The organism is Parabacteroides sp. Marseille-P3160 (genome assembly GCF_900162725.1).
GTDB lineage: Bacteria > Bacteroidota > Bacteroidia > Bacteroidales > Tannerellaceae > Marseille-P3160.
Genome location: NZ_LT799418.1, coordinates 2,930,105 through 2,951,169 on the forward strand (window position 1 = coordinate 2,930,105; position 21,065 = coordinate 2,951,169).

General features: G+C 36.9%; 13 protein-coding genes. 12 read left to right on the top strand and 1 reads right to left on the bottom strand.

Annotation, left to right across the window (positions count from 1 at the left end; all coding sequences use genetic code 11):
• Positions 1-91 precede the first annotated feature (91 nt).
• The 8 genes from BQ8014_RS11705 to BQ8014_RS11740 all read left to right on the top strand — a co-directional run bounded on the left by BQ8014_RS11705 (position 92) and on the right by BQ8014_RS11740 (position 14,723).
• Positions 92-1,165: an efflux RND transporter periplasmic adaptor subunit gene (locus tag BQ8014_RS11705; protein WP_080904499.1), complete on the top strand. Its 1,074-nt coding sequence runs from the start codon at positions 92-94 to the stop codon at positions 1,163-1,165.
• A complete protein-coding gene (locus BQ8014_RS11710; RefSeq protein ID WP_080904500.1) occupies positions 1,162-4,263 on the top strand; it encodes an efflux RND transporter permease subunit in 3,102 nt (1,033 codons plus the stop codon). The genes BQ8014_RS11705 and BQ8014_RS11710 overlap by 4 nt, the downstream gene beginning before the upstream one ends.
• A 32-nt stretch (positions 4,264-4,295) precedes the next feature.
• Positions 4,296-5,570, top strand: a complete 1,275-nt coding sequence (locus tag BQ8014_RS11715) for a TolC family protein (RefSeq protein ID WP_080904501.1) — start codon at positions 4,296-4,298, stop codon at positions 5,568-5,570.
• 860 nt (positions 5,571-6,430) lie between these two features.
• Positions 6,431-6,727 carry a carboxypeptidase-like regulatory domain-containing protein gene (locus tag BQ8014_RS11720; RefSeq protein ID WP_080904502.1) on the top strand — a complete coding sequence of 99 codons (297 nt, stop codon included), beginning with the start codon at positions 6,431-6,433 and terminating at the stop codon, positions 6,725-6,727.
• Positions 6,724-9,906, top strand: coding sequence for a SusC/RagA family TonB-linked outer membrane protein (locus BQ8014_RS11725; protein ID WP_080904503.1), 3,183 nt, complete (start codon positions 6,724-6,726; stop codon positions 9,904-9,906). The genes BQ8014_RS11720 and BQ8014_RS11725 overlap by 4 nt, the downstream gene beginning before the upstream one ends.
• 25 nt (positions 9,907-9,931) lie before the next feature.
• Complete coding sequence (locus BQ8014_RS11730; protein ID WP_080904504.1) at positions 9,932-11,566, top strand: RagB/SusD family nutrient uptake outer membrane protein; 1,635 nt, start codon at positions 9,932-9,934, stop codon at positions 11,564-11,566.
• A gap of 20 nt (positions 11,567-11,586) precedes the next feature.
• On the top strand, positions 11,587-13,272 hold the full coding sequence (locus BQ8014_RS11735) for a DUF5018 domain-containing protein (protein ID WP_160150086.1): 1,686 nt from the start codon (positions 11,587-11,589) through the stop codon (positions 13,270-13,272).
• Positions 13,273-13,340: 68 nt separating this feature from the next.
• Positions 13,341-14,723: an alpha amylase family protein gene (locus BQ8014_RS11740; RefSeq protein WP_080904506.1), complete on the top strand. Its 1,383-nt coding sequence runs from the start codon at positions 13,341-13,343 to the stop codon at positions 14,721-14,723.
• 32 nt (positions 14,724-14,755) lie between these two features.
• Here the strand turns inward: BQ8014_RS11740 and BQ8014_RS20055 are convergent, their stop codons facing one another.
• A complete protein-coding gene (locus BQ8014_RS20055) occupies positions 14,756-14,908 on the bottom strand; it encodes an AraC family ligand binding domain-containing protein (protein ID WP_369808793.1) in 153 nt (50 codons plus the stop codon).
• A gap of 332 nt (positions 14,909-15,240) precedes the next feature.
• Here BQ8014_RS20055 and BQ8014_RS11745 point away from each other — a divergent pair, with 332 nt between their 5' ends.
• The 4 genes from BQ8014_RS11745 to BQ8014_RS11760 all read left to right on the top strand — a co-directional run bounded on the left by BQ8014_RS11745 (position 15,241) and on the right by BQ8014_RS11760 (position 21,008).
• On the top strand, positions 15,241-16,023 hold the full coding sequence (locus BQ8014_RS11745; protein WP_080904507.1) for a DeoR/GlpR family DNA-binding transcription regulator: 783 nt from the start codon (positions 15,241-15,243) through the stop codon (positions 16,021-16,023).
• 137 nt (positions 16,024-16,160) lie between these two features.
• Positions 16,161-17,210: an SIS domain-containing protein gene (locus tag BQ8014_RS11750; RefSeq protein WP_080904508.1), complete on the top strand. Its 1,050-nt coding sequence runs from the start codon at positions 16,161-16,163 to the stop codon at positions 17,208-17,210.
• 85 nt (positions 17,211-17,295) lie between these two features.
• Positions 17,296-18,183, top strand: a complete 888-nt coding sequence (locus BQ8014_RS11755) for an ROK family protein (protein ID WP_080904509.1) — start codon at positions 17,296-17,298, stop codon at positions 18,181-18,183.
• Between the two features lie 20 nt (positions 18,184-18,203).
• Complete coding sequence (locus BQ8014_RS11760; protein WP_080904510.1) at positions 18,204-21,008, top strand: glycoside hydrolase family 2 protein; 2,805 nt, start codon at positions 18,204-18,206, stop codon at positions 21,006-21,008.
• Positions 21,009-21,065 lie beyond the last annotated feature (57 nt).

The following is a 21,065-nucleotide window of genomic DNA, read 5'->3' on the forward strand; positions in this document are numbered from 1 at the left end:
AGAACATTTCTACCACATTAAACATATCTATTAAGAACTTTTACATTTAGATATTTGTAAGCAAATTAATTTAATTAAAAAACATGTTCGTATGAGGAAATCAAATTGTTATCATCGCATTTTTACAAATTACCAACTTTACTTTTCAAGTTTGATATTACTTTTTTTGATTAGCTGTAATAGTAAAAAAGAACATTCAGAACAGGAAAAAATTATTCCGGTTACTATAATGAAAACTGTAAGTGCGGAGTTTGATGAAACGCAAAGGCATTATATTGGTGTTGTTGAAGAATCGTCTTCTTCGTCCATTAGTTTTCAGAGTATGGGAATTGTGCAGCAAGTTTATGTTTCTAAAGGTCAAAGAGTAAGAGAAGGACAATTGCTTGCAGGTTTGGATAAATCAACTATGCAAAATAACTATAATGCCGCCGTTGCGACTCTAAATCAGGCTCAAGATGCTTTTGACAGAATGAGTTTATTATACAATAATAATAGTCTTCCGGAAATCAAATATATTGAAGCTAAAACGTCATTGGAGCAAGCCAAGAGTAACGAATATTCAGCAAAAAAGAGCTTGACTGATTGCGATCTGTATGCACCATTTAGCGGAGTAGTCGGAAGTCGTGATGTTGAGCCGGGAATGTCAATCTCTCCTATTCAATCTGCATTTACACTCATAAAAATCGAAGATGTAAATATTAAGGTTTCAATACCCGAAAAAGAAATCGGCCAAATTAAAATCGGTCGAAATGCTGATGTTCTGGTTACGGCAATAAACAACAGCAAATATACCGGTAAAGTTTCAGAAAAGAGTGTGACGGCAAATCCTCTTTCACATACATATGAAATAAAAATTAACTTGACTAATCCAGAGTTTAAACTACTACCAGGGATGGTTTGTAAAGTTTATCTTAAAGATGAAGAGAGCGAAGTAAAACGTATTAATATTCCTAACAGATCAATACTCATGACTCCTGAAGGAAAACATTTTGTCTGGATTGAAGAGAATGGAACTGCCCATCAACGATTTGTCACGATAGGAGAACTAACAGCAAAAGGTATAAACATAATAAGCGGCTTGTCGGAAAATGAAAATATTATTATCGATGGTTATCAAAAGGTTAGTGAAGGTATGAAAGTTAAATCTGTAAATAGGAAGCTATGAAAAAACGAGGAGTTGTAGAATGGGCTATGCGCTATAATAAAATAGTATTGCTGATCACAGGAATACTTATTATAGTGGGCATATATTCTTTACAAAAAATGCCTAAACAAGAGTTTCCTGTTTACACTATACGTCAAGGAGTTGTAATTGGGGTATATCCTGGTGCCAATGTACAGGATGTAGAAGAACAATTAACAAAACCCTTGGAAAGATATCTTCTCACTTTCAAAGAGGTTAAAAGAGAAAAAACATATTCACATTCTCAAAATGGCATTGTATACGTATTTGTTGAATTGGAAGATAATGTAAACAACAAGGATGAAGTATGGTCTAAAATAAAACATGGGCTTACATCTTTCAAATCCAATTTACCATCAGGGGTAATGGCTTTAATCGCCAATGATGATTTCGGTGATACTTCTGCTATCTTAATAACAATGGAATCAGAGGATAAAAGCTATCGCGAATTAAGTTCTTTTCTTGATATACTTGAAGACAAGCTTAGACAGGTTGAATCGGTATCCAGTTTAAAACGTTCGGGTGAACAAAAAGAACAAATCGCTATTTACCTTGATAACGACAAATTAACTGCTTATGGAGTTGGTCAGACCACCTTGATGATGAACTTATTTGCCGAAGGATTTACAACAGGGAGCGGAACAATTGATAATGAAGAAATGGAGGCTCCGATATATGTATCACCGGCATTACAGTCTGAACATGAAATAGAAGAGTTAATAGTATATTCCGATCCGTCAGGCAATATCATAAGATTAAAAGATGTAGCAAGAGTGGCCCGCGAATATCCTGAACCGGATAGTTATATCACAAACAACGGGAAGAAATGTATTATACTTTCAGTTGAAATGAAAAATGGATATAATATAGTTGAATTCGGTGAAGAAGTAAATGCTGTTCTGGAAGAATTCCAAAGTGACCTGCCGACAAGTGTCAGTATGTATAGGATTGCAGACCAACCCAAATTAGTTGGAGAATCAATAAACACTTTTCTGAAAGAAATATTGCTGGCTATTATAGCTGTGATGTTAGTAACCGTTATATTACTTCCATTTCGTGTGGCTGCTGTAGCTGCCTCTTCTATTCCGATTACCATATTTATTTCTTTGGCAGTGATGTTCAGTTTTGGAGTAGAGCTCAATACGGTTACTTTGGCTGCATTAATCGTTGTTTTGGGGATGATAGTTGACAATTCCATAGTAATTGTTGACTGTTATATTGAAAAACTCGACCACGGAATGTCCCGATGGCATGCTGCAATAGACAGTGCGAAAGAGTATTTCAAATCCATACTTTCAGCTACACTTGCCATAAGTATTACCTTTTTCCCCTTTCTTATCACATCTACAGGAACGATGTATGATTTCCTTGAATTTTTCCCTTGGACAATCACAATCACCTTAGGTGTATCTCTTGCTATAGCTGTATTAATTATTCCTTTCTTACAGTATGTCTTTATCCGAAAAGGATTGATACAACGTAAAAATGAAAAGTTAGCAAAAGGGGAAAAGAATTCCGTATCTTTCCTTGAGCGGCTACAAAAAGTTTATGATAAACTACTACAAAAAGCTTTTGATTATCCGAAAGCTACAATAGGTCTTGCTCTTATATCTGTCATTTTTGCAATCATGCTATTTAATATTCTACCGCAACGTATGATGCCCGTTGCAGAACGTGACCAATTTGCTATAGAGATCTATTTACCTAAAGGTAGTCCTTTGGGAAAAACAACTGTTGTTTGCGACAGCGTGGAAAATATCCTTAGAGAAGATGAACGGGTTAAATCAGTAACCGCTTTTGTCGGAGCAAGTTCTCCCCGTTTTCATTCTGTCTATGCTCCTAATATGCCATCAAAAAATTACGGACAATTTATTGTTAATACCTATTCAAATAAAGGTACTGAAGAAATGCTTGATGAGTATACAAATAAATACGCATTTTATTTCCCCAATGCATATATCCGTTTTAGACAGTTAGATTTTCAGGCAGTTAATGCACCAATTGAAATTCGTTTTTATGGAGATAATCTTTCTGACCTAAAGGTTGAGGCTAATAAAATGATAGATTACCTAAATACGTTTAATCAACTTCTTTGGGTGCGTACCAATTATGAAGATTTATTACCGGGTGTCAGGATCGATTTAGACCCTGTTGAAGCCGGTCGATTAGGTATTAACAGAGCCTTTGCCTCAACTTATCTTTCTTCTAATTTAGGAGAAATGGGAGTTAGTACGGTTTGGGAAGGAGATTATCCTGTTTCTGTAAAAATAAAATCCGAAAATAGACATCCTGTTTTTGATGATATCGGTAATGTTCATGTTTCCGGAATAATGCCCGGAGCTACGGTACCATTAAGGCAAATTGCCAGTATAGAACCGGATTGGACAGAGGGTCAAATTGTACGTCGTAACGGAATGCGTTGCATTTCGGTGCTGGCCGATGTCAAACGTGGGGAAAATACAGATAAAATATTCTCAAAGGTACAGGAATATATGGATAATGAAATTATCCCTCATTTAACAAAAGGAGTAAAAACAGAATATGGAGGCTCTAAAGAACTTGATGAAGAGACTATGGGACCTATGATAAAAGCCATGTTGATAGCCTTTTTTATCATCTATTTTATATTGATATTTCATTTCAAAAAACTAAGCATGGCAAACTTGGTTCTTGGTTCAGCGCTTTTAAGCCTTTTTGGAGCCTCATTCGGTGTTTGGGTGATGGGTATAGATTTTAGTATTACTGCGATGTTAGGGATTATAAGTTTGGTCGGAATCATCGTACGTAACGGAATTATCATGTTTGATTATACGGAGATTTTACGGAGAGAGCATAAATTCAGTGTTAAAAAAGCGGCCTTCGAAGCAGCCAAAAGACGTATGCGTCCAATCTTTCTTACTTCTGCAGCAGCTTCAGTAGGAGTTCTCCCAATGATAATAAGCAAAAGTCTTCTTTGGAGCCCATTGGGTACGGTTATCTGCTTTGGAACCATGATAACAATGATTTTTATAGTTACTGTATTACCCGTTGCTTATTGGAAGATTTATGAAAAAACAGATAAATATCCTTCAAACAACTGAACACAAAAGGTATAATTGAAAATAATTTATATATGAAAAAAAATAGTTTATTTATATGTTTCATGCTGTTTTTTTCAAACTTGTCTGCACAAAAAATTTATACAATTGATGAGTGCAAACAAATGGCAATGGAGAATAATAGAAAGATAAAAAGCAGCACGATGGAAATCTCAGTTTCAGAACATGCCCAAAAGGAAGCTTTTACAAACTATTTCCCGTCACTTAGCGCCACGGGGTTGGGATTTAAAGCTAAAGACCCTTTTGTTTCTATGAATATGGACGGAACTCCTGTAACTTTTCTGGATGATGGATTAACAGGTTCTATTATGCTCTCTCAACCTGTTTTTGTAGGAGGAAAGATTGTATACGGTAATAAATTATCAAAACTGGCATTAAACGTAAGCAGACAACAGCTTCGTCTTTCAGAGAATGAAGTGATGCTTCATGTTGAAAATTTATATTGGGAACTCATTTCATTATATGAAAAAGTTAATACAATAAATATTTTAGACGAATTACTTACTTCTTTATATGCTGATGTTGAGATATCATTCAAAGCCGGATTAATAACACGCAACGATTTGTTGGAAGTAAAATTGAAGCAAAACAGTTTGAAAAGCAATAAGATTGACCTTGAAAATGGCATAAAACTTTGTAAAATGTCACTATGTCAATTGATCGGAATAGATATAACCGGATATGAAGATTTCGATATTGCTAAAAAATCAATTGAAAAAGTAGATAATCCTGAACTGTATTATATCGATCATTTTGAAGCAATGGAAAACCGGGCCGAAAAGAAACTGCTTGAAGACAATGTCAAAATAGCAAAATATCAAACAAAAATGAAACGAGCTGACTATTTACCATCCGTTGCAGTGGGCGCAGCCTATTTTAAGCATAATTTTATGGATAAATGGGAAGGTAACAGTGCGGCTTTTATTTCCGTCAGTATTCCTATAACAGATTGGTGGAAAGGAAGTCATGCTATCAAACAACAAAAAATTAAAGAACAGATAGCAGTTAATAATAAGATTGATACTCAGGAACAATTATTAATTCAAATGCAAAATATAAGGAATGAACTTGATAAAGCATACCGGCAGTTACTTATTGAAGAAGAGTCAATTGAGCAGGCTAATGAGAATTTAAGAATAAATAAAGACAATTATAAAGCGGGAATAATTAATATGAGCGATTTATTAAATGCCCAGAGTATACTTCAACAGTGCCGTGATAAACGAGCAGAAGCTTTTGCCAGTTACCAAAAGAAACGTTGTGAATATTTACAAGTTACAGGTCGATAATCTCGAATCTCAAAAATCAATTATCAATTTTAACATTCAACAAGTATAGGGTTTAGTAGTTGGGAAAAGCTGATATATTTGAACAGAAGGCAGTGTCCGATGAGCTATATCAGCTTTTATTTTATCAATAACAACTCATTGCTCGGAGAATGCCTCCGCAGCAAGGGGCGGGAGCACCCGTCCCGACTGAAGTATGTACCGTTTAAAAATTAGACGACTAATAATAAGCAAAGTACAAAAACTGTATCGGCAAATAATGACCTTATTATCAATAATATATATTAATAGCAAAATTACACTAAGTCGCTAATAATTAGCGACTTTTATTTTTTTAATCTCCATTTCATAAGAATCCTCAAGCCTACTGTTTTAAATCCGGTGTGTGTTTTATTCCCAAGGTGAAAAAGGAATCAACTTCCTGGTAATACCTGTCGATGAAGGCACCTGTATAGTAAATTTTTAATTGATAATTAATATTTTAACTATATAAACAAGTAATTAGTTGCAACTACTGATTCGTATTATCAATAAATAAAACTCAAAAAAGATGGATTATTCCATTAAAGTAATTATCCATTTAAACAAAAATAACTAATAAGTACTTATTGAATTACCTAGCACTTAAAGAATAATATATCTTAAATAATACTAAATGGATGCTTTTGCATTGTTTAAATTGATTTCTTTTGATTACTTTTACTTTTGTATAGTTTCGCAATAGTAAATCGAATCGTTTAAAAACTTTTATCGTGGGAAACACTCTTTAATATTTTGTATCCATTTTCTGAATCAACAATTTAAATATCCTTTGAACGAGCTATTGGGGTGAATATAAGAACTAAGAACTTTTTAAAAAAATTATGAAAAAGAACAAAATCATTTTACTGAAATGGAATCAAGGTGAATCAAGGTATTTGATTCCATTTTTTTGTGTTTTTTTACTTTTATACTCTACTATTGCATTTGCTCAAACAACAATAGTGCAGGGAAAAGTAGTTGATACGCCGGGAGAAATCCTGATGGGTGTAAGTGTTAAGTTAAAAGGAACCAGCATCGGCATGATAACGAATGCTGCTGGAGAATTCAGCCTGAATATTCCCGAAAGGAATGCTACTCTCGAATTTTCGTACATCGATCTTAAAAAATATGAGTTATGAAAAAAAGGTTTGTTAAATGGAAATTATTCTTTACATTGCTATTCACATTCTTTTTTGTAAGTATGCAGGCACAGGTCTCTGTAACTGGAACTGTGCAAGATAGTAACAAAGAACCTCTGATCGGGGCTACGGTTTCTGTGAAAGATTCTCAAAATGCAACGCTGACGGATTTTAATGGTAAATATCGAATTACTGTCCCCAATGCGAATGTAACTTTGGAGATTACGTACATCGGATACGAAAAATTTTCAGTTCAACTAAATGGTAAAACCCAGCTTGATGTTACACTAAAGGAGAAAGCAGAGTTAATAGATGAGATTGTAGTCGTAGGATATGGCGTACAAAAGAAAACATCCCTAACAAGTGCTGTATCCGCCATTAAAGGTGATGATCTGTTAAAAACTCCTTCAACCAATATCTCAAGTATGTTGGGAGGACGTATACCGGGAATAGCTTCTGTTCAGGCATCCGGTGAGCCGGGTTTGGATCAGGCTTCTCTTACAATCCGCGGATCAAGATACTCAGCAGTCTATATCGTAGATGGTATGGTGCGTTCTATCAACGAAATCGATCCGAATGACATTGAGAGTGTTTCTGTTTTGAAGGATGCTGCTGCTGCTTCCGTATATGGCTTGAGAGCATCCGGAGGTGTGATTATTGTAACGACTAAAAAGGGAAGAGAAGGAAAATCTAAAATTACCTATAATGGTTCAGTAGGTGTTTCTATGAACGCTAACTTTCCCGAGTTTATGAATGGGCCACAGTTTGCACATTACTATAATATGGCTGATATGATGGATAAGCTAGCAAATGGTGCCATTACGGACAGAAATCAATACACACCTATCTTTACACAGGATGACATTGCTAAGATGCAAAATAATGACCCTACAGATGGATGGGATAATGTCGATTATATCGATAAGGTATTTGGAGCGGGTGTAAACCAAAAACACAACATCACTTTGCAAGGGGGGAATGAAAATGCACGCTACTTCTCATCGTTGGGGTATCTGGAGCAAGATGGGAATATTGATAATTTTAATTATCGTCGATATAATTTGCGTACCAATATTGATGCGAAAGTAGCAAAGTACTTTACGGTTAGTTTAGGGGTTGCCGGTTTTGTGGGACGCCGTCAAACTCCGGCTTTTTCATCAGGAGGGACAGACGCCAATCCTGATCTTGGGGAACAATCATGGCTGTCTATCGCTCGTCAGACCATCGCAATGCATCCTTATCTACCTGAGAAATACGATGGTTATTATACTTCTATTCCGATCCGGAACACAGGGCTTCCTATGAGTCCGCTGGCAGCAATTAATGAATCGGGATATAAGAAGACTCGTAGCACGGAGATACAAACAAATCTTTCTATCCAGTATGATGCTCCATGGTTAAAAGGATTAGCATTTAAGGTTACGGGGGCCTATGATTACGGTACTTCCCATAACAAGAACCTAAATATACCTTATAAATTAATGGCTGCCAAACTGCCGGATTCTTCCAGTAAATTAGGATATACTTTGTCCAATGACCCTCGTGCAATCACTTATATCACCTTGGGCGAAGGACAGGCAACCGTTGAGAATCTGACAGGACAAGGAAGTGCTAGTTATGTCAATTCATTTGGTGAACATAACGTTGATTTGATGGGATTGGTGGAAATACGCGACTATAAATACAATACATTTTCAGCTTATGCTAAAAATATTAGTTTTCCTGAATTACCTGAGTTGGATTTGGGTGTTGCCGATAACGATCCTGTTAGTGGGGGAAGCAATGCTACACGTAGCGTAGGTTATGTTTTCCGTTTGAAATATGACTACGCCAATAAATATTTGGCTGAGTTTACCGGTCGTTATGACGGATCTTACAAGTTTGCAGGAAGTGTTAGTGGAAAACGTTGGGGATTCTTTCCTTCGGGATCTTTAGCCTGGAGAATCTCGGAAGAAAGTTTTATGTCTGATCTCAGTTTCTTGGATGATTTGAAAATTCGCGCTTCAATCGGTCTATTGGGGAATGATAACAGTATTCCTGCCTATGCTTTTTTAAGCACATATGGGTATGGAGATAAAATATCTCTCAACGGGACCTTAGAAGATGCTTTATATACGAATGTTATTGCAAATCCGAATCTAACATGGGAAAAGACGCTTTCTTATAATTTAGGCTACGATTTCACACTGTGGGGAGGACTTTTAGGGATGGAGTTTGATGCATTTTATAACTACACTTATGACATTCTGCAAGGAATGAGCGGAGATAAATCCCCTTCAATGGGAGGATATTATTCGACGTATGAAAATTATGGGAAAACGGATACAAAAGGGGTTGATTTTCTATTGAAACATCAGAATCAATTTCAGGTTGCAGGGAAGCCCTTCAACTATGCGATAACGGGTAATATGACTTATGCGAAAAGCCGCTGGTTGCGTTATCCTGATCAAGCCAATATACAGGAAATGCTAAGAGTGACCGGTTCCAATGTATATGCTACCTATGGATGGATTGCTGAGGGATTGTTCCGTTCGGAAGAAGAAATAGATAAATCGGCATGGTTTGAAACCAGACCGAATGTTGGAGATATTAAATATAAGGATATCAATGGTGATGGTAAAGTAGATAACCAGGATCGGGGAAGAATCGGAAAAAGTAATCGTCCGGAACTAATGTTCGGCTTTAATTTATCGGGTGATTGGAATGGCTTTGATTTCAATGCACAATTTACGGGGGGGGCTTTGTTTAATGTATCTTTAGCGGGTACTTATTATAATTATAGCGATGGCAATACGGTTTGGACACAGACTTTCGTTGAAGGCTCTAATTCACCTCTTTATCTTGTTGAGAATGCTTACAGCATAGATAATCCAAATGGAACTTTTCCCCGTATAACCTTAGGATCTTCCGGCTCAGCAAATATTAACGGGTTGGGGTCTACATTCTGGTTCCGCGATGGTAAATATATACGCCTTAAATCAGCCCAGATAGGATACAGCATTCCACGGATACTTCTTAGCAGAATAGGGATTGAAAATTTGAGAATCTACGTGGAAGGATCCAATATATTTACCTTTTCAGGTCTACCTGAAGGTATCGATCCGGAGTCTCCTGAAATTAACAATGGATATTATCCTCAACAAAAGGCCTTTATGGGAGGTATTACTTTAACATTTTAATGCGAATTTTTAAACTATGTGCACTATGAGAACAAAAATAGTAACGACTTTACTGTTGGGTGCGTTTCTGGTTTTTACATCCTGTAGCGATTCTCTTGATTTGGACCCAACAAATTCTATTTCTGATAAGTTGGCATGGAGTAAAGTTGAATATGCCGAATTAGCTATTAATAATTTTTATCACGATATTAATTATTACGGAAACTTTCATAATGGTCAGAGTACCGCCGGCATGACGGAAGGTTTTACCGACATCTTTAAATATGGAGCAATGAACTATAACTCACATGCGTATATTCCGAATGAATTAGCTTATGGTGGCTCTGTACTGACTGTATCGTATGTATCTGTTTACTTGGGTAACTGGAAAACAGTTTATACTAAAGTGCGTAGAATAAACGAGGGTTTATACAATCTGAAAAAATACAGCACAATGAACGAAGCAGACAATATTCGTTTGGAAGCTGAAATGCGTTTTTTCAGGGCGCTCAATTATTTTGATCTTGTAAAACGTTATAAACAAGTCATAATCTATGACGATGATCTAACTCAGATTAATACGGATAAAGCGCTCAGCAGCGAAGCTGAAGGTTGGGACTTTGTTCAAACTGATTTGGAATTTGCCGGACAAAATCTACGGATCAGCCCTGAAGCACATGGACGCGTGACAAGTGGCGCTGCATATGCACTTCTCTCGCGGGCCATGTTGTATGCGGAAAGATGGGATATAGCAAAAAGCGCAGCGGAGAAAGTGACCGGTTATGAACTTACCCCTAATTTCGTTGATGCTTTTAAAAGCAACAGTAGTGAGGCTATTCTACAATATTCTTATGATAAGAGTGCGGTGAATCATAATTTTGATAACTACTATGCTCCGGGAGGAGATGCCGGAAACAATACGACCGGAGGCTACGGTACACCTACGCAGGAAATGGTAGAGTCTTTTGAATTGGCAACAACAGGAGGATTTCCTGATTGGTCTCCCTGGCATAACGAACAAGGAACTTCGGATGCTCCTCCATATGCTCAATTAGAGCCTCGTTTTCAGGCAACAGTACTTTATAACGGAGTAGTATGGAAAGGACGTACGATAGAACCCTATGTAGGCGGTACGGATGGATGGGCTTCATGGAGAGATGACGCAGTTCCTGCCGGACGTACGACTACGGGATATTATTTGCGTAAGTTGGTTGATGAGTCACATGATTTTGTCGCACTTACCGCGAGTACCCAACCATGGATTGCCATACGCTATGCCGAAGTTTTATTGAATAAAGCCGAAGCATGTTATCATCTGGGAGATAACGCGGGTGCTAATGCTGCGATACGGGCTATACGTTCACGGGTAGGGCTTCCTTATAATGATAAAACAGGTGATGCGCTTATGGCTGCAATACGTCAGGAACGAAAAGTCGAGTTAGCGTATGAAGGACAATATTACTGGGATATGAAACGCTGGAAATTAGCAGAGTCAGCATTCACAGGAATACGGGTACATGGTCAAAAGATTGAGAAAAATGCGGATAATACATTTACTTACACCTATGTTGATTGTGATAAACAAAACCGTAACTTTCCAAGTAAAATGTATCAGATTCCGTTACCTATTGATGAATTAAACAACAATACATTGGTACAACAGTATCCGGAATGGAGATAAATATTAAAATAGTAACGATTATGAAAAATAGAATATTTTGCATTCTTGCTGTATCTTTCGCTCTCCTCTCAGGATGTCAAAGTCCTGATAGTATAGAAATTCCGATTGATACACAAGGCCTAACGCGTATTACCGCAAAATTCACATCCGGTGATTATAATGAGCAAATAGCTGCGGAAATTTTTATAACAGACATGACAGCGGATACTTATATAATTCCTGTCCCATGGTATTATCCCGAAGAAAGCTATAATGAAACAGCCCCTTACATGGAGGCAATGAAGGTAGAAGCCAATCTGGCTAATAATTATTCATTAACTCCGTCATTAGGTATTCTGGATCTTACAAAGGACAATATCTTTACTCTTACTTCACCAACAGGCGAAAAAAAGCAAATTACCATTAAAGGGGAAGTAACTAAATTAAATAAATCAAGTATTACATTCTTTTCGGTGGAGGACGAAACGAAAGAGTTGACAGTAACAGGCTCTATTGATGAAGCAAATGGTGTGATTTCTCTTATTACTGTTGAAGATTTATCTTCCGTTTCTGTGGATCTGTCTGTTTCTTCGCATGCGACATTTTCTCCGGCTATTGAAGGAGTAAAGTTTGATTTAAACAATCCTACCCTGTTTACAGTAACTGCTCACAATGGGGTAGATTCAAAGACCTATACTGTAAGGAAAGAAACTCCTGAGAAAGTTAGCTACGGATATGCGAAGGGGAGTGAGAAAGTCTTATGGAAATTAAATTCGGGTGATTTAGGTATATCATGGGGAAGAGGAAGTACATCATTAGCATCTATTGGAAATCATTTGATTGTTTCGGCTGGAGACGGTTCGGTTCCTATCTATCTGAATCGTACAACTGGCGCTAAATTGGGAACTATTGTTATGGGGTCGGCCAATGCAAGCGGATGTGTTACAAATGATGCAAATGATAACTTATTAATTTCAAACGCAACCGATGCTGGCCAGACATTGAATATTTATCGTACGAAATCAGTAAGAACTGCACCGACATTATACTTATCATACGAGAATACGACCGGTTTGGCAATTTCACGCATTGCCGTGCAAGGAGATATTGACGGAACTGCAACGATTATTGCAACCTGTGACCGCTCAAGCCGGGTGGTACGTTGGGATATCAGTGGTGGTGTTGCCGGAACTCCACAAGCTATTGAATTCTCGGGAGTCGGATCATGGGGTGCACAAAGTAATGATGCAGGCAATACGAGAGTCGTTCCTCTTTCGACAAATAAAAATGATGGATATCTCCTTTCTTACTATAGTGCCAATGTTGTTTATCATGTGGATGGACAAACAAATGCAGGTACAGCTAAGGTTGCGGATGGAAGTTCTCTTAGTTGGGCAAGGAATCAAGGCCGTTTGGATGTGAAAGAATTCAACAATGCTCGCTATTTGGTGCTCGGGGCTATGTCTTACTTTCCTCAATGGGCTATAAAAGGAATGATATATTTGTATGATATAACGAGTCTGAGCTTACTAACAGGGGATGTTTCCAACTCTCCGGCTTTGGTTTATACACAAACATTGGATTCTAACAATGCGGCGGATCCTATTTTCGGAGAGGGAGACGTTCTGTTGGTACCCTCTTCCAATGGATTTTATCTCCATCTCTATTATTGGGATAACAATCATAAGATCCTTGGGGCATATAGTTTTGATTGTATAAATAAATGATAAACTCTGGTCGGTGGTATCTTTTCTGTAAAAAGGAGAAGATACCACTTGACTTTATAAAATAAAACATGAAAGATGTATTAAGAGCTATATTCATAGTTTCCGTTTTTGTTCTTTTTGGAGGGATGTCTTGTAGAGACAGGGATAAGATTCCTGAATGGAAATGGAATAACGGAACGGATACTAATGGATTAAAACCGAGCTATTTGTGGGTTGATGCGGCAGGAAATTTCAATGATTTTGCAAATAACAAGGAAAATATTACAAGAGATCTGACTTTGGCTAAAAATGCAGGGTTTACCGATATAGTTGTGGATATTCGTCCCACAAATGGAGATATTCTTTACCAATCGTCAAGACAAGGAGTTCAGCAAGTAACATGGCTGGGAGCCTGGATAAACGGTATATATTCGAAAGTCAATCGTACGGCAACCTGGGATTATCTGCAGGCTTTTATAGATAAAGGACATGAGTTAGGATTGAAAGTACATGCAGGTTTCAATACCATGGTTGGCGGAGATAGCAGTATATTGGGTAATCAGGGAATTCTTTACAGAGATAACAGTAAGAAATCTTGGGCGACTTATGAGAACTTGTCTACCGGTATTACGAATACAACGGATCAGGGATTAGGGATAAAATTTTTTAATCCTGCAAATGATGAAGTTCAGGAATATTTATGCAGCTTACTAAAGGATCTGGCGAAATATGACCTGGATGGTATTTTTCTTGACAGAGGTCGTTTTGACGGTATCCAATCTGATTTTTCAGATATTACCCGTCAGAAATTTCAAGCATATCTTGGAGGTACAATTATTTCAAATTACCCGGGTGATATATTGCCCGCCGGAGTTACTATGAACGATGTGATGTCTATGAGCACATATCCTATCTATTTCCCAAAGTGGTTGGAATTCAGAGCCAAGGTTATGTATGATTTTATGTCGAAAGCACGCGATGCAGTCAAGTCCGTTAATTCAAAAATCAAATTTGGCGTATATGTCGGTGGTTGGTATTCCACCTATTATGAAGTTGGCGTTAACTGGGCAAGTCCGAACTATAATACTTCATTATATTATAAATGGGCGACTATTAATTACAAAAAATATGGATTTGCTGCTTTGATGGATCAAATGTTGATTGGAGCTTATGCTTCTCCGCTTCAAGTTTATGGTACTACTGAATGGACGATGCAAGGTTTTTGTAAACTGGCAGCAGATAAAACAAAAGGCAATTGTCCAATGGTGGCAGGTGGTCCGGATGTCGGTAACTGGGACTCTTCAAACTCTGTTAGTCAGGAAGATGAAAATCAAGCAATAGTGAACTCAGTAAAAGCCTGTATAGATGTATGTGACGGTTATTTCTTGTTTGATATAGTTCACCTGAAAATGTCGAATCAATGGACTTATGCAAAACAAGGCATTGACCTTGCCATAAAACAAAATCAATAAATAATTTGATAGAGAACCTTAAGTAATCTACTTTACTGATTTCTTACATTGAGTTGACTTTCTCCACAAAAGCGTATACAAGAAATTGACCAAGGGTCGGAATTGTCAGCTCCATAGGCATGCTCTTTATCCGTAGGAAGAAGTAAAAGCTCTGTTTTCGTATGTTGTACTTTTCTTCTTTGCATTGGATCCAATCTTATTCTAAGAGAAAATACTTGATTACGAAGCACACATTCCAAATACAAGACACCTTAAACAATGTTAAATAAATACTTTTACATTGTTTGAATTGATTTCTTTTGATTACTTTTACTTTTGTATAGTTTCACAATAATAAATGAATCATTTAAAAACTTCTGTCGTGGGAAACACTCTTTATTATTTTAAGTGCTGATATAAAATAAATAATGATTGATTGTTACAGAGAAAAAAAATATACGCAAGTAAAAGAAATAGAATTAAACAAATTTGGCTTCTTTTTATTTATAGATAAAAAACAATTAAACAAAATAAAAATATGAAAGTCGAAAATCATAATGCAATATTTCAAGAAGAACGACTTGAAAAAATCATGGCATTACTTGAGAAAGATAACCGTTTGGTTACAAATGATTTACCAGAAAAGTTTAATACCACTTCAGTAACAATACGCAAAGATTTGATAATTCTCGAAAAAAGAGGATTATTAAAACGTACACATGGAGGCGCTATTAAAGTCAATAAACTTTATCCCGGACTCGCCCTGACGGAAAAAGAAAAAATCAATCTGGACGAAAAAATAAGAATTGCGAAACAAGCTTCAAAACTCATTTCCGAAGGGGATACCATTATTCTCGATTCTGGATCTACAACCAGTCTGTTGGCTAAAGAAATAAAACATATGCATCGACTGACAGTCATTACAAATGCTATAAACATAGCGAATGAACTATTACAAAGTGATATTGAAGTAATACTTATCGGAGGCACTTTATTGAAAGAAACATCTACATTGGTAGGACCTTTAGCAGACGATTCTCTACGAAAGTTATCAGCTGCTAAATTATTTATTGGAGTTGACGGAATAGATTTTGAAAGAGGTCTTACTACTCCAAACCTTCAAGAGGCAAAAACAAGCCGTGTCATGATGGAAATATCCAGTGAGATCATTTTAGTTGTCGATTCTTCCAAATTCGGAAGAAGAAGTCTGGGAGTTATATCTAAAGTAAAAGATATTGATACAATAATCACTACTAAAAAACTGTCGGATACTGAACAAAAAAAATTCGCTAATGACGGAATTGATGTACTTATTGTATAAAAAAGTGTTTAAAGAAAATAACCGAATATTACTGTCATCATCTTTATCATGATTTAGTTATATATGAGAAATTGGAAATCTATTAACTTTTTCGGATAATAAAATATCGCAATTTCATACAAATTTTAAGAAATAACATGAATAAGTTTCTCAAAGAAATATTAGAACAGCCAAAGGCTATTGAGAATGTTATCAATTTTTATACTCATACCGAAGGCTTAGAACTTTTAAAAAAAATAAGAACAATCATTTCAGAAAAACATATCGAACAAATAATTTTTACCGGTATGGGTAGTTCTTATTTCATTTCTCACGCAGCTTCAGGGTTGTTCAATAACTTGGAGATACACTCCTTATACATCAACACGAGTGAATTGTTGCATTATAACTATTTTTTATTAAATAAACCAACCATGTTGATATGCTTATCACAATCAGGTGAGAGTTTTGAAATAAAGGAAATTTTAGAGCGGCTGCCATCAACTGTTTTCTCAGTAGGCATTGTGAATGATGAAAAAAGTGCACTTGCAAAAAAAGCTAATGTAGCTTTGTTTTGCAAAGGCGGAAAGGAAGAAATGACTTCCACAAAAACTTATGTAGTAACATCGCTGGTTGCATTTATCCTAGGCTGGTATCTTTCAGGAGATTGGAATACCGCCAAAATAAAAATGTTAAATCGTTTACAGACAAACTTTGAACTATTTTTTCATTCTGACAGTTGGCTAAAAGATATACTTATATTCTTTGGAGACCTAGGTGCCATACAAATTATTGCAAGAGGACCAGCCTTTTCAACAGCCAGTCAAAGTGCTCTTATGTTTAGAGAAGCTACACATATCGCTGCCTCAAGTTTTTTGGGAGGAGAATTCAGACATGGGCCAATGGAAATGGTTACTGAAAATTTTCAGGCTATCTTGTTCGCAGCCAAAGGTAAGACCTTAAAACAAAGCTTGCGCATGGCAGAAGATATAGCAAACTTCGGTGGTAAGGTTTGGCTTATAACCAACATTCAGAGGGATTGGAATAATAAAAATATTATTCCATTTTTTATAGATGAATCGGATGAATTCCTTTTCTCCATTCAAAGTATCATCCCTGTACAACTCTTCATTGACTCATATGCCAAAGCCAAAAATTTCGAAGCCGGTAGTTTTTCGCATGGTGCTAAAGTAACTTCAATAGAATAAACCATGGTTCATTCAAAACAAAATACATACTTTCTTTATCCTATTTTGGAAAAAGAAAGTTAGATATCAACAAAAATAAGTAAATATGAGGAAAATAATTATCGGAATTGATTTGGGTGGGACCAAAATTATGACAGGTGCCATTAATATGGCAGGAAAAGTACTAGGTACACCTGTGAAAGTACCTACTGAAAGTCATTTGCCAAAAGAAATTATTCTAAAAAAAATAACAGATGCCATTGAAAAGATTATCAGTAATTTAACGCTGACAATCAACGATGTGGCAGGTATCGGTATTGGTACCACAGGACCATTGGATATTGAAACAGGGGTTATCCTTGAATGTCCGCAATTACCTACTATGCAGTTTTTCCCATTGCGTGATGCAGTACAAACATATTTTGGCATTCCCGTTTTCATAAATAATGATGCAAACTGCTTGATCTTTGGCGAGTGTATTTTTGGTGCGGCAACCAATAAAAAAACTGTTGTGGGTTTCACACTAGGCACTGGTATTGGTTGCGGCATTGTGATAGATGAAAAAATATTGAACGGTACCACCAGCACAGCGGGTGAAATCTGGACATCGCCTTATAAGTCAGGCATCATCGAAGATTACATTTCGGGTACAGGTGTTTCAAAAATTTACCAATCCATTTCGGGTAATGACAGATCGTCACTCGAAATATATCAAATGGCCGAAAACGGCGATGTGGATGCATTGCAAACTTGGGCAGTGTTTGGGACACATCTTGCCGTACCATTAGCTTGGAGTATCAATATCCTTGACCCTGAAGTTGTCGTGTTGGGAGGTTCCATTACTACAGCCTACAAGTTTTTCAAAGATACAATGGAAGTTAATCTGCGAAAAAGAATTTGTCCTGTACCCGCCAAGAAAACGAAAGTAGAACTCGCTCAGTTGGGCGATTATGGAGGTTTTATCGGGGCGGCTTGTTTAGTATTTAAAAATTGAAAAACTAAAAAATCAAAACAATGAAGCAAATCAAAATCATATTATTCGTCTTTTACTTTATTGTAATTCAGTCCTGCATTAATGCACAAAATACAATTGTAAATACAGCTAACAAAAAACAATTGCTTAGAGAATGGAAGCTACAGTCATCAACACAGGTTACAGACACGGATAAAATCGTTTCCACTCCTGGTTTTAACTGTGAGAATTGGATAAAAGCTCAGGTGCCTACTACAGTGTTAAGCGCATTGGTAAAAGCCGGTATTTATCCCGACCCGCATTTTGATTTGAACGATCTGAAAATTCCGGATGCATCCGATGATCTCAGCAAACGTTTGGATTTAAATAAATATTCCCATTTGAAAGGTATTCCGAATCCCTTTAAAGACCCATACTGGTTTCGAACCACATTCCACATTCCAAAGGAAAATAAAGGCAAAAACGTGTGGTTGAATTTCGATGGTATAAATTACCGTGCCGATGTTTGGCTAAACGGTGAGCAAATAGCCAATGCACAGGAAATGGCAGGTATGTTTTTACGTTTCAAATATAATGTTACCGATTTTATAAATCAGGAAGGTGAAAATATTCTAGCTGTAAAAATTCATCAAGTAGACCATATAGGAACACCCAATCCAGGCTTTCAATTCGAGCCATTTGGTCCTGGTCGCGGAAGTAGCGAAGAGATTTGGAAAAATGTAACACTTAAATTTTCAGGAGGTTGGGACTGTTCACCCGTAGTCAGAGATCGTAACATGGGAATCTATCAGGACGTGTATTTAACCTATTCAAACGACGTAGTAATCATCGACCCTTACATCGTAACCGACCTTCCATTACCCGACACCACACGTACAAATATTACTGTTTCTACAGAACTGAAAAATGCAGGAAAATCATCTGTAAAAGGAGTACTCAAAGGTGCCATAGACCTGGTTAAGGAAGTTGATTTTTATACTTACAAAAAGGAAATGCCAGGTCATTTTAAGACTGTTACGTTTGAAAAAGAAGTGGATATTCCTACCGGACAAACGATAACCGTTTCGTTTTCACCGGAAGAATTTTCACAGCTGACCATCAAAAATCCATATTTATGGTGGCCAAACGGATACGGGAAACAGTATCTGCACAATCTGAACCTTTCTTTTGAAATAGATGGAAAAGTTTCCGACAATCAGAACACGACATTCGGCATTCGGGAAATCACAAATACTTTCAAAGAAATTGACGGCGAATTCGGACGAATTTTCTGGGTAAATGGTAAACGGATTTTCTGTCGGGGCGGTTTTCTGCAACCGGATATGATGCTTGATATGAACGAGAAAAGAATTTATGACGAAACCCGGTTTTTAGCGGAAGCAAACATAAACATGATTGCCAACGAAGACATGCCTTCACCGCCTGATTATGTCATGGATATTTACGATAAATACGGAATGCTAATTTGGGAAGTCTTTTATCAGTGCTGGACTAGTTATCCAGGAACCAAAAGCATGGCTTACCCGTTGGATACCGAACTTTCACTGAAAAACAATCGTGACATCATTAAAAGATATAGAAATCACCCCAGTTTAGTAATGTGGGTTGGTCAGATCGAGACCATGTTTCGAGAAGAATTGTACGTACCCTTACGTCAATACATTAAGGAACTGGATCCAACAAGGCCATTCCTTCCCACGTCAAGTTGTGGTTGGGATGTCGATAAATTAACTCCGTACATAAAACCAGATTTACCTTTGGGAATGACTGATGAAGGTGAACCTGATTACACTTGGTATCCACATCCCTTTTATTATAAAAAAATATTGGAAGTTAAACAGCAAATGTTCCGAAACGAAATGGGTGTTCCTGCAATTTCCACGCTATCCAGCATGAAAAAATACATCTTTGATTTAGGACAAGGAAAGAAAGATTCTATCTATCCTTTGGATAAAAAATGGGCGTATCATGACGCCTGGGATGGGGATGGTTATGCTTACAGGGCTTACGACAGAGCCATAAGAGAAAGGTTTGGGCAGCCTTCAACGGTTGAAGAATATATCCGCCATGCACAATATATAAATGCAGGAAGTTACAGGGCGATGTTTGAAGCAGCCAATCATCGTATGTGGGATATTACTTCAGGTGTGATGCTTTGGAAGCTTAATGCTACTTGGCCACAGGTATTGTGGCAGATCTACGACTGGTTCCTGAATCCCAATGCCGCCTATTTTTATACGAAGAAAGCATTGGAACCGGTTCATATACAGTTGAATGAGAATGATTTTACTGTGTCGGTCATAAACACGAATCATCAAGCACATACTAATCTGACAGCAAATGTCAGGGTACTGGATTCCGATATGAAAATGAAATGGGAGAAAGAGGTAAAATTCGACATCGAGGAAGATCGTTACAAAGAACTTTTCAAACTGCCGGAGTTGAAAGGCTTAACTCCAGCTTATTTTGTAAAACTGCTGCTGAAGGATGTTAAGGGTAACATTGTATCCGATAATTTCTATTGGTTCTCTTCCGTAAAGGATAAAGTTGACTTAAGTGAAATTACCAAGATGCCAAAAGTCAAATTGAAAATATCGCACAACCTTAACTGGGAGGATAACGAAGGTGTTATGGAAGTAAAAGTGGAGAATCCTTCAAATAAACTTGCGTTTTTCAATCGGTTTATGATAACAAAGGGAGATAAAGGTGATGAGGTTTTGCCTTCTTTCTGGAGTGATAATTTCTTCAGTTTACTTCCGGGAGAAGAAAAAGTGATTACTGTACGTTTCTCCAAACAGGATTTGGATGGGGAAGAACCTGTACTTGTTTTAGACAAGGATATATAGATTGGTTTTTCATAGATTGTTTGATTAAGGAAAGAACTTTTCTAATTGTTTCAAAGA

Excerpts from the sequence above, each read along its gene's own strand:
- BQ8014_RS11710 (WP_080904500.1), top strand. The coding sequence starts at position 1,162 with ATGAAAAAACGAGGAGTTGTAGAATGGGCTATGCGCTATAATAAAATA.
- BQ8014_RS11745 (WP_080904507.1), top strand. The coding sequence starts at position 15,241 with ATGAAAGTCGAAAATCATAATGCAATATTTCAAGAAGAACGACTTGAA.
- BQ8014_RS11715 (WP_080904501.1), top strand. The coding sequence starts at position 4,296 with ATGAAAAAAAATAGTTTATTTATATGTTTCATGCTGTTTTTTTCAAAC.
- BQ8014_RS11730 (WP_080904504.1), top strand. The coding sequence starts at position 9,932 with ATGAGAACAAAAATAGTAACGACTTTACTGTTGGGTGCGTTTCTGGTT.
- BQ8014_RS11740 (WP_080904506.1), top strand. The coding sequence starts at position 13,341 with ATGAAAGATGTATTAAGAGCTATATTCATAGTTTCCGTTTTTGTTCTT.
- BQ8014_RS11760 (WP_080904510.1), top strand. The coding sequence starts at position 18,204 with ATGAAGCAAATCAAAATCATATTATTCGTCTTTTACTTTATTGTAATT.
- BQ8014_RS20055 (WP_369808793.1), bottom strand. The coding sequence starts at position 14,908 with ATGCAAAGAAGAAAAGTACAACATACGAAAACAGAGCTTTTACTTCTT.
- BQ8014_RS11725 (WP_080904503.1), top strand. The coding sequence starts at position 6,724 with ATGAAAAAAAGGTTTGTTAAATGGAAATTATTCTTTACATTGCTATTC.
- BQ8014_RS11750 (WP_080904508.1), top strand. The coding sequence starts at position 16,161 with ATGAATAAGTTTCTCAAAGAAATATTAGAACAGCCAAAGGCTATTGAG.
- BQ8014_RS11735 (WP_160150086.1), top strand. The coding sequence starts at position 11,587 with ATGAAAAATAGAATATTTTGCATTCTTGCTGTATCTTTCGCTCTCCTC.
- BQ8014_RS11755 (WP_080904509.1), top strand. The coding sequence starts at position 17,296 with ATGAGGAAAATAATTATCGGAATTGATTTGGGTGGGACCAAAATTATG.
- BQ8014_RS11720 (WP_080904502.1), top strand. The coding sequence starts at position 6,431 with ATGAAAAAGAACAAAATCATTTTACTGAAATGGAATCAAGGTGAATCA.
- BQ8014_RS11705 (WP_080904499.1), top strand. The coding sequence starts at position 92 with ATGAGGAAATCAAATTGTTATCATCGCATTTTTACAAATTACCAACTT.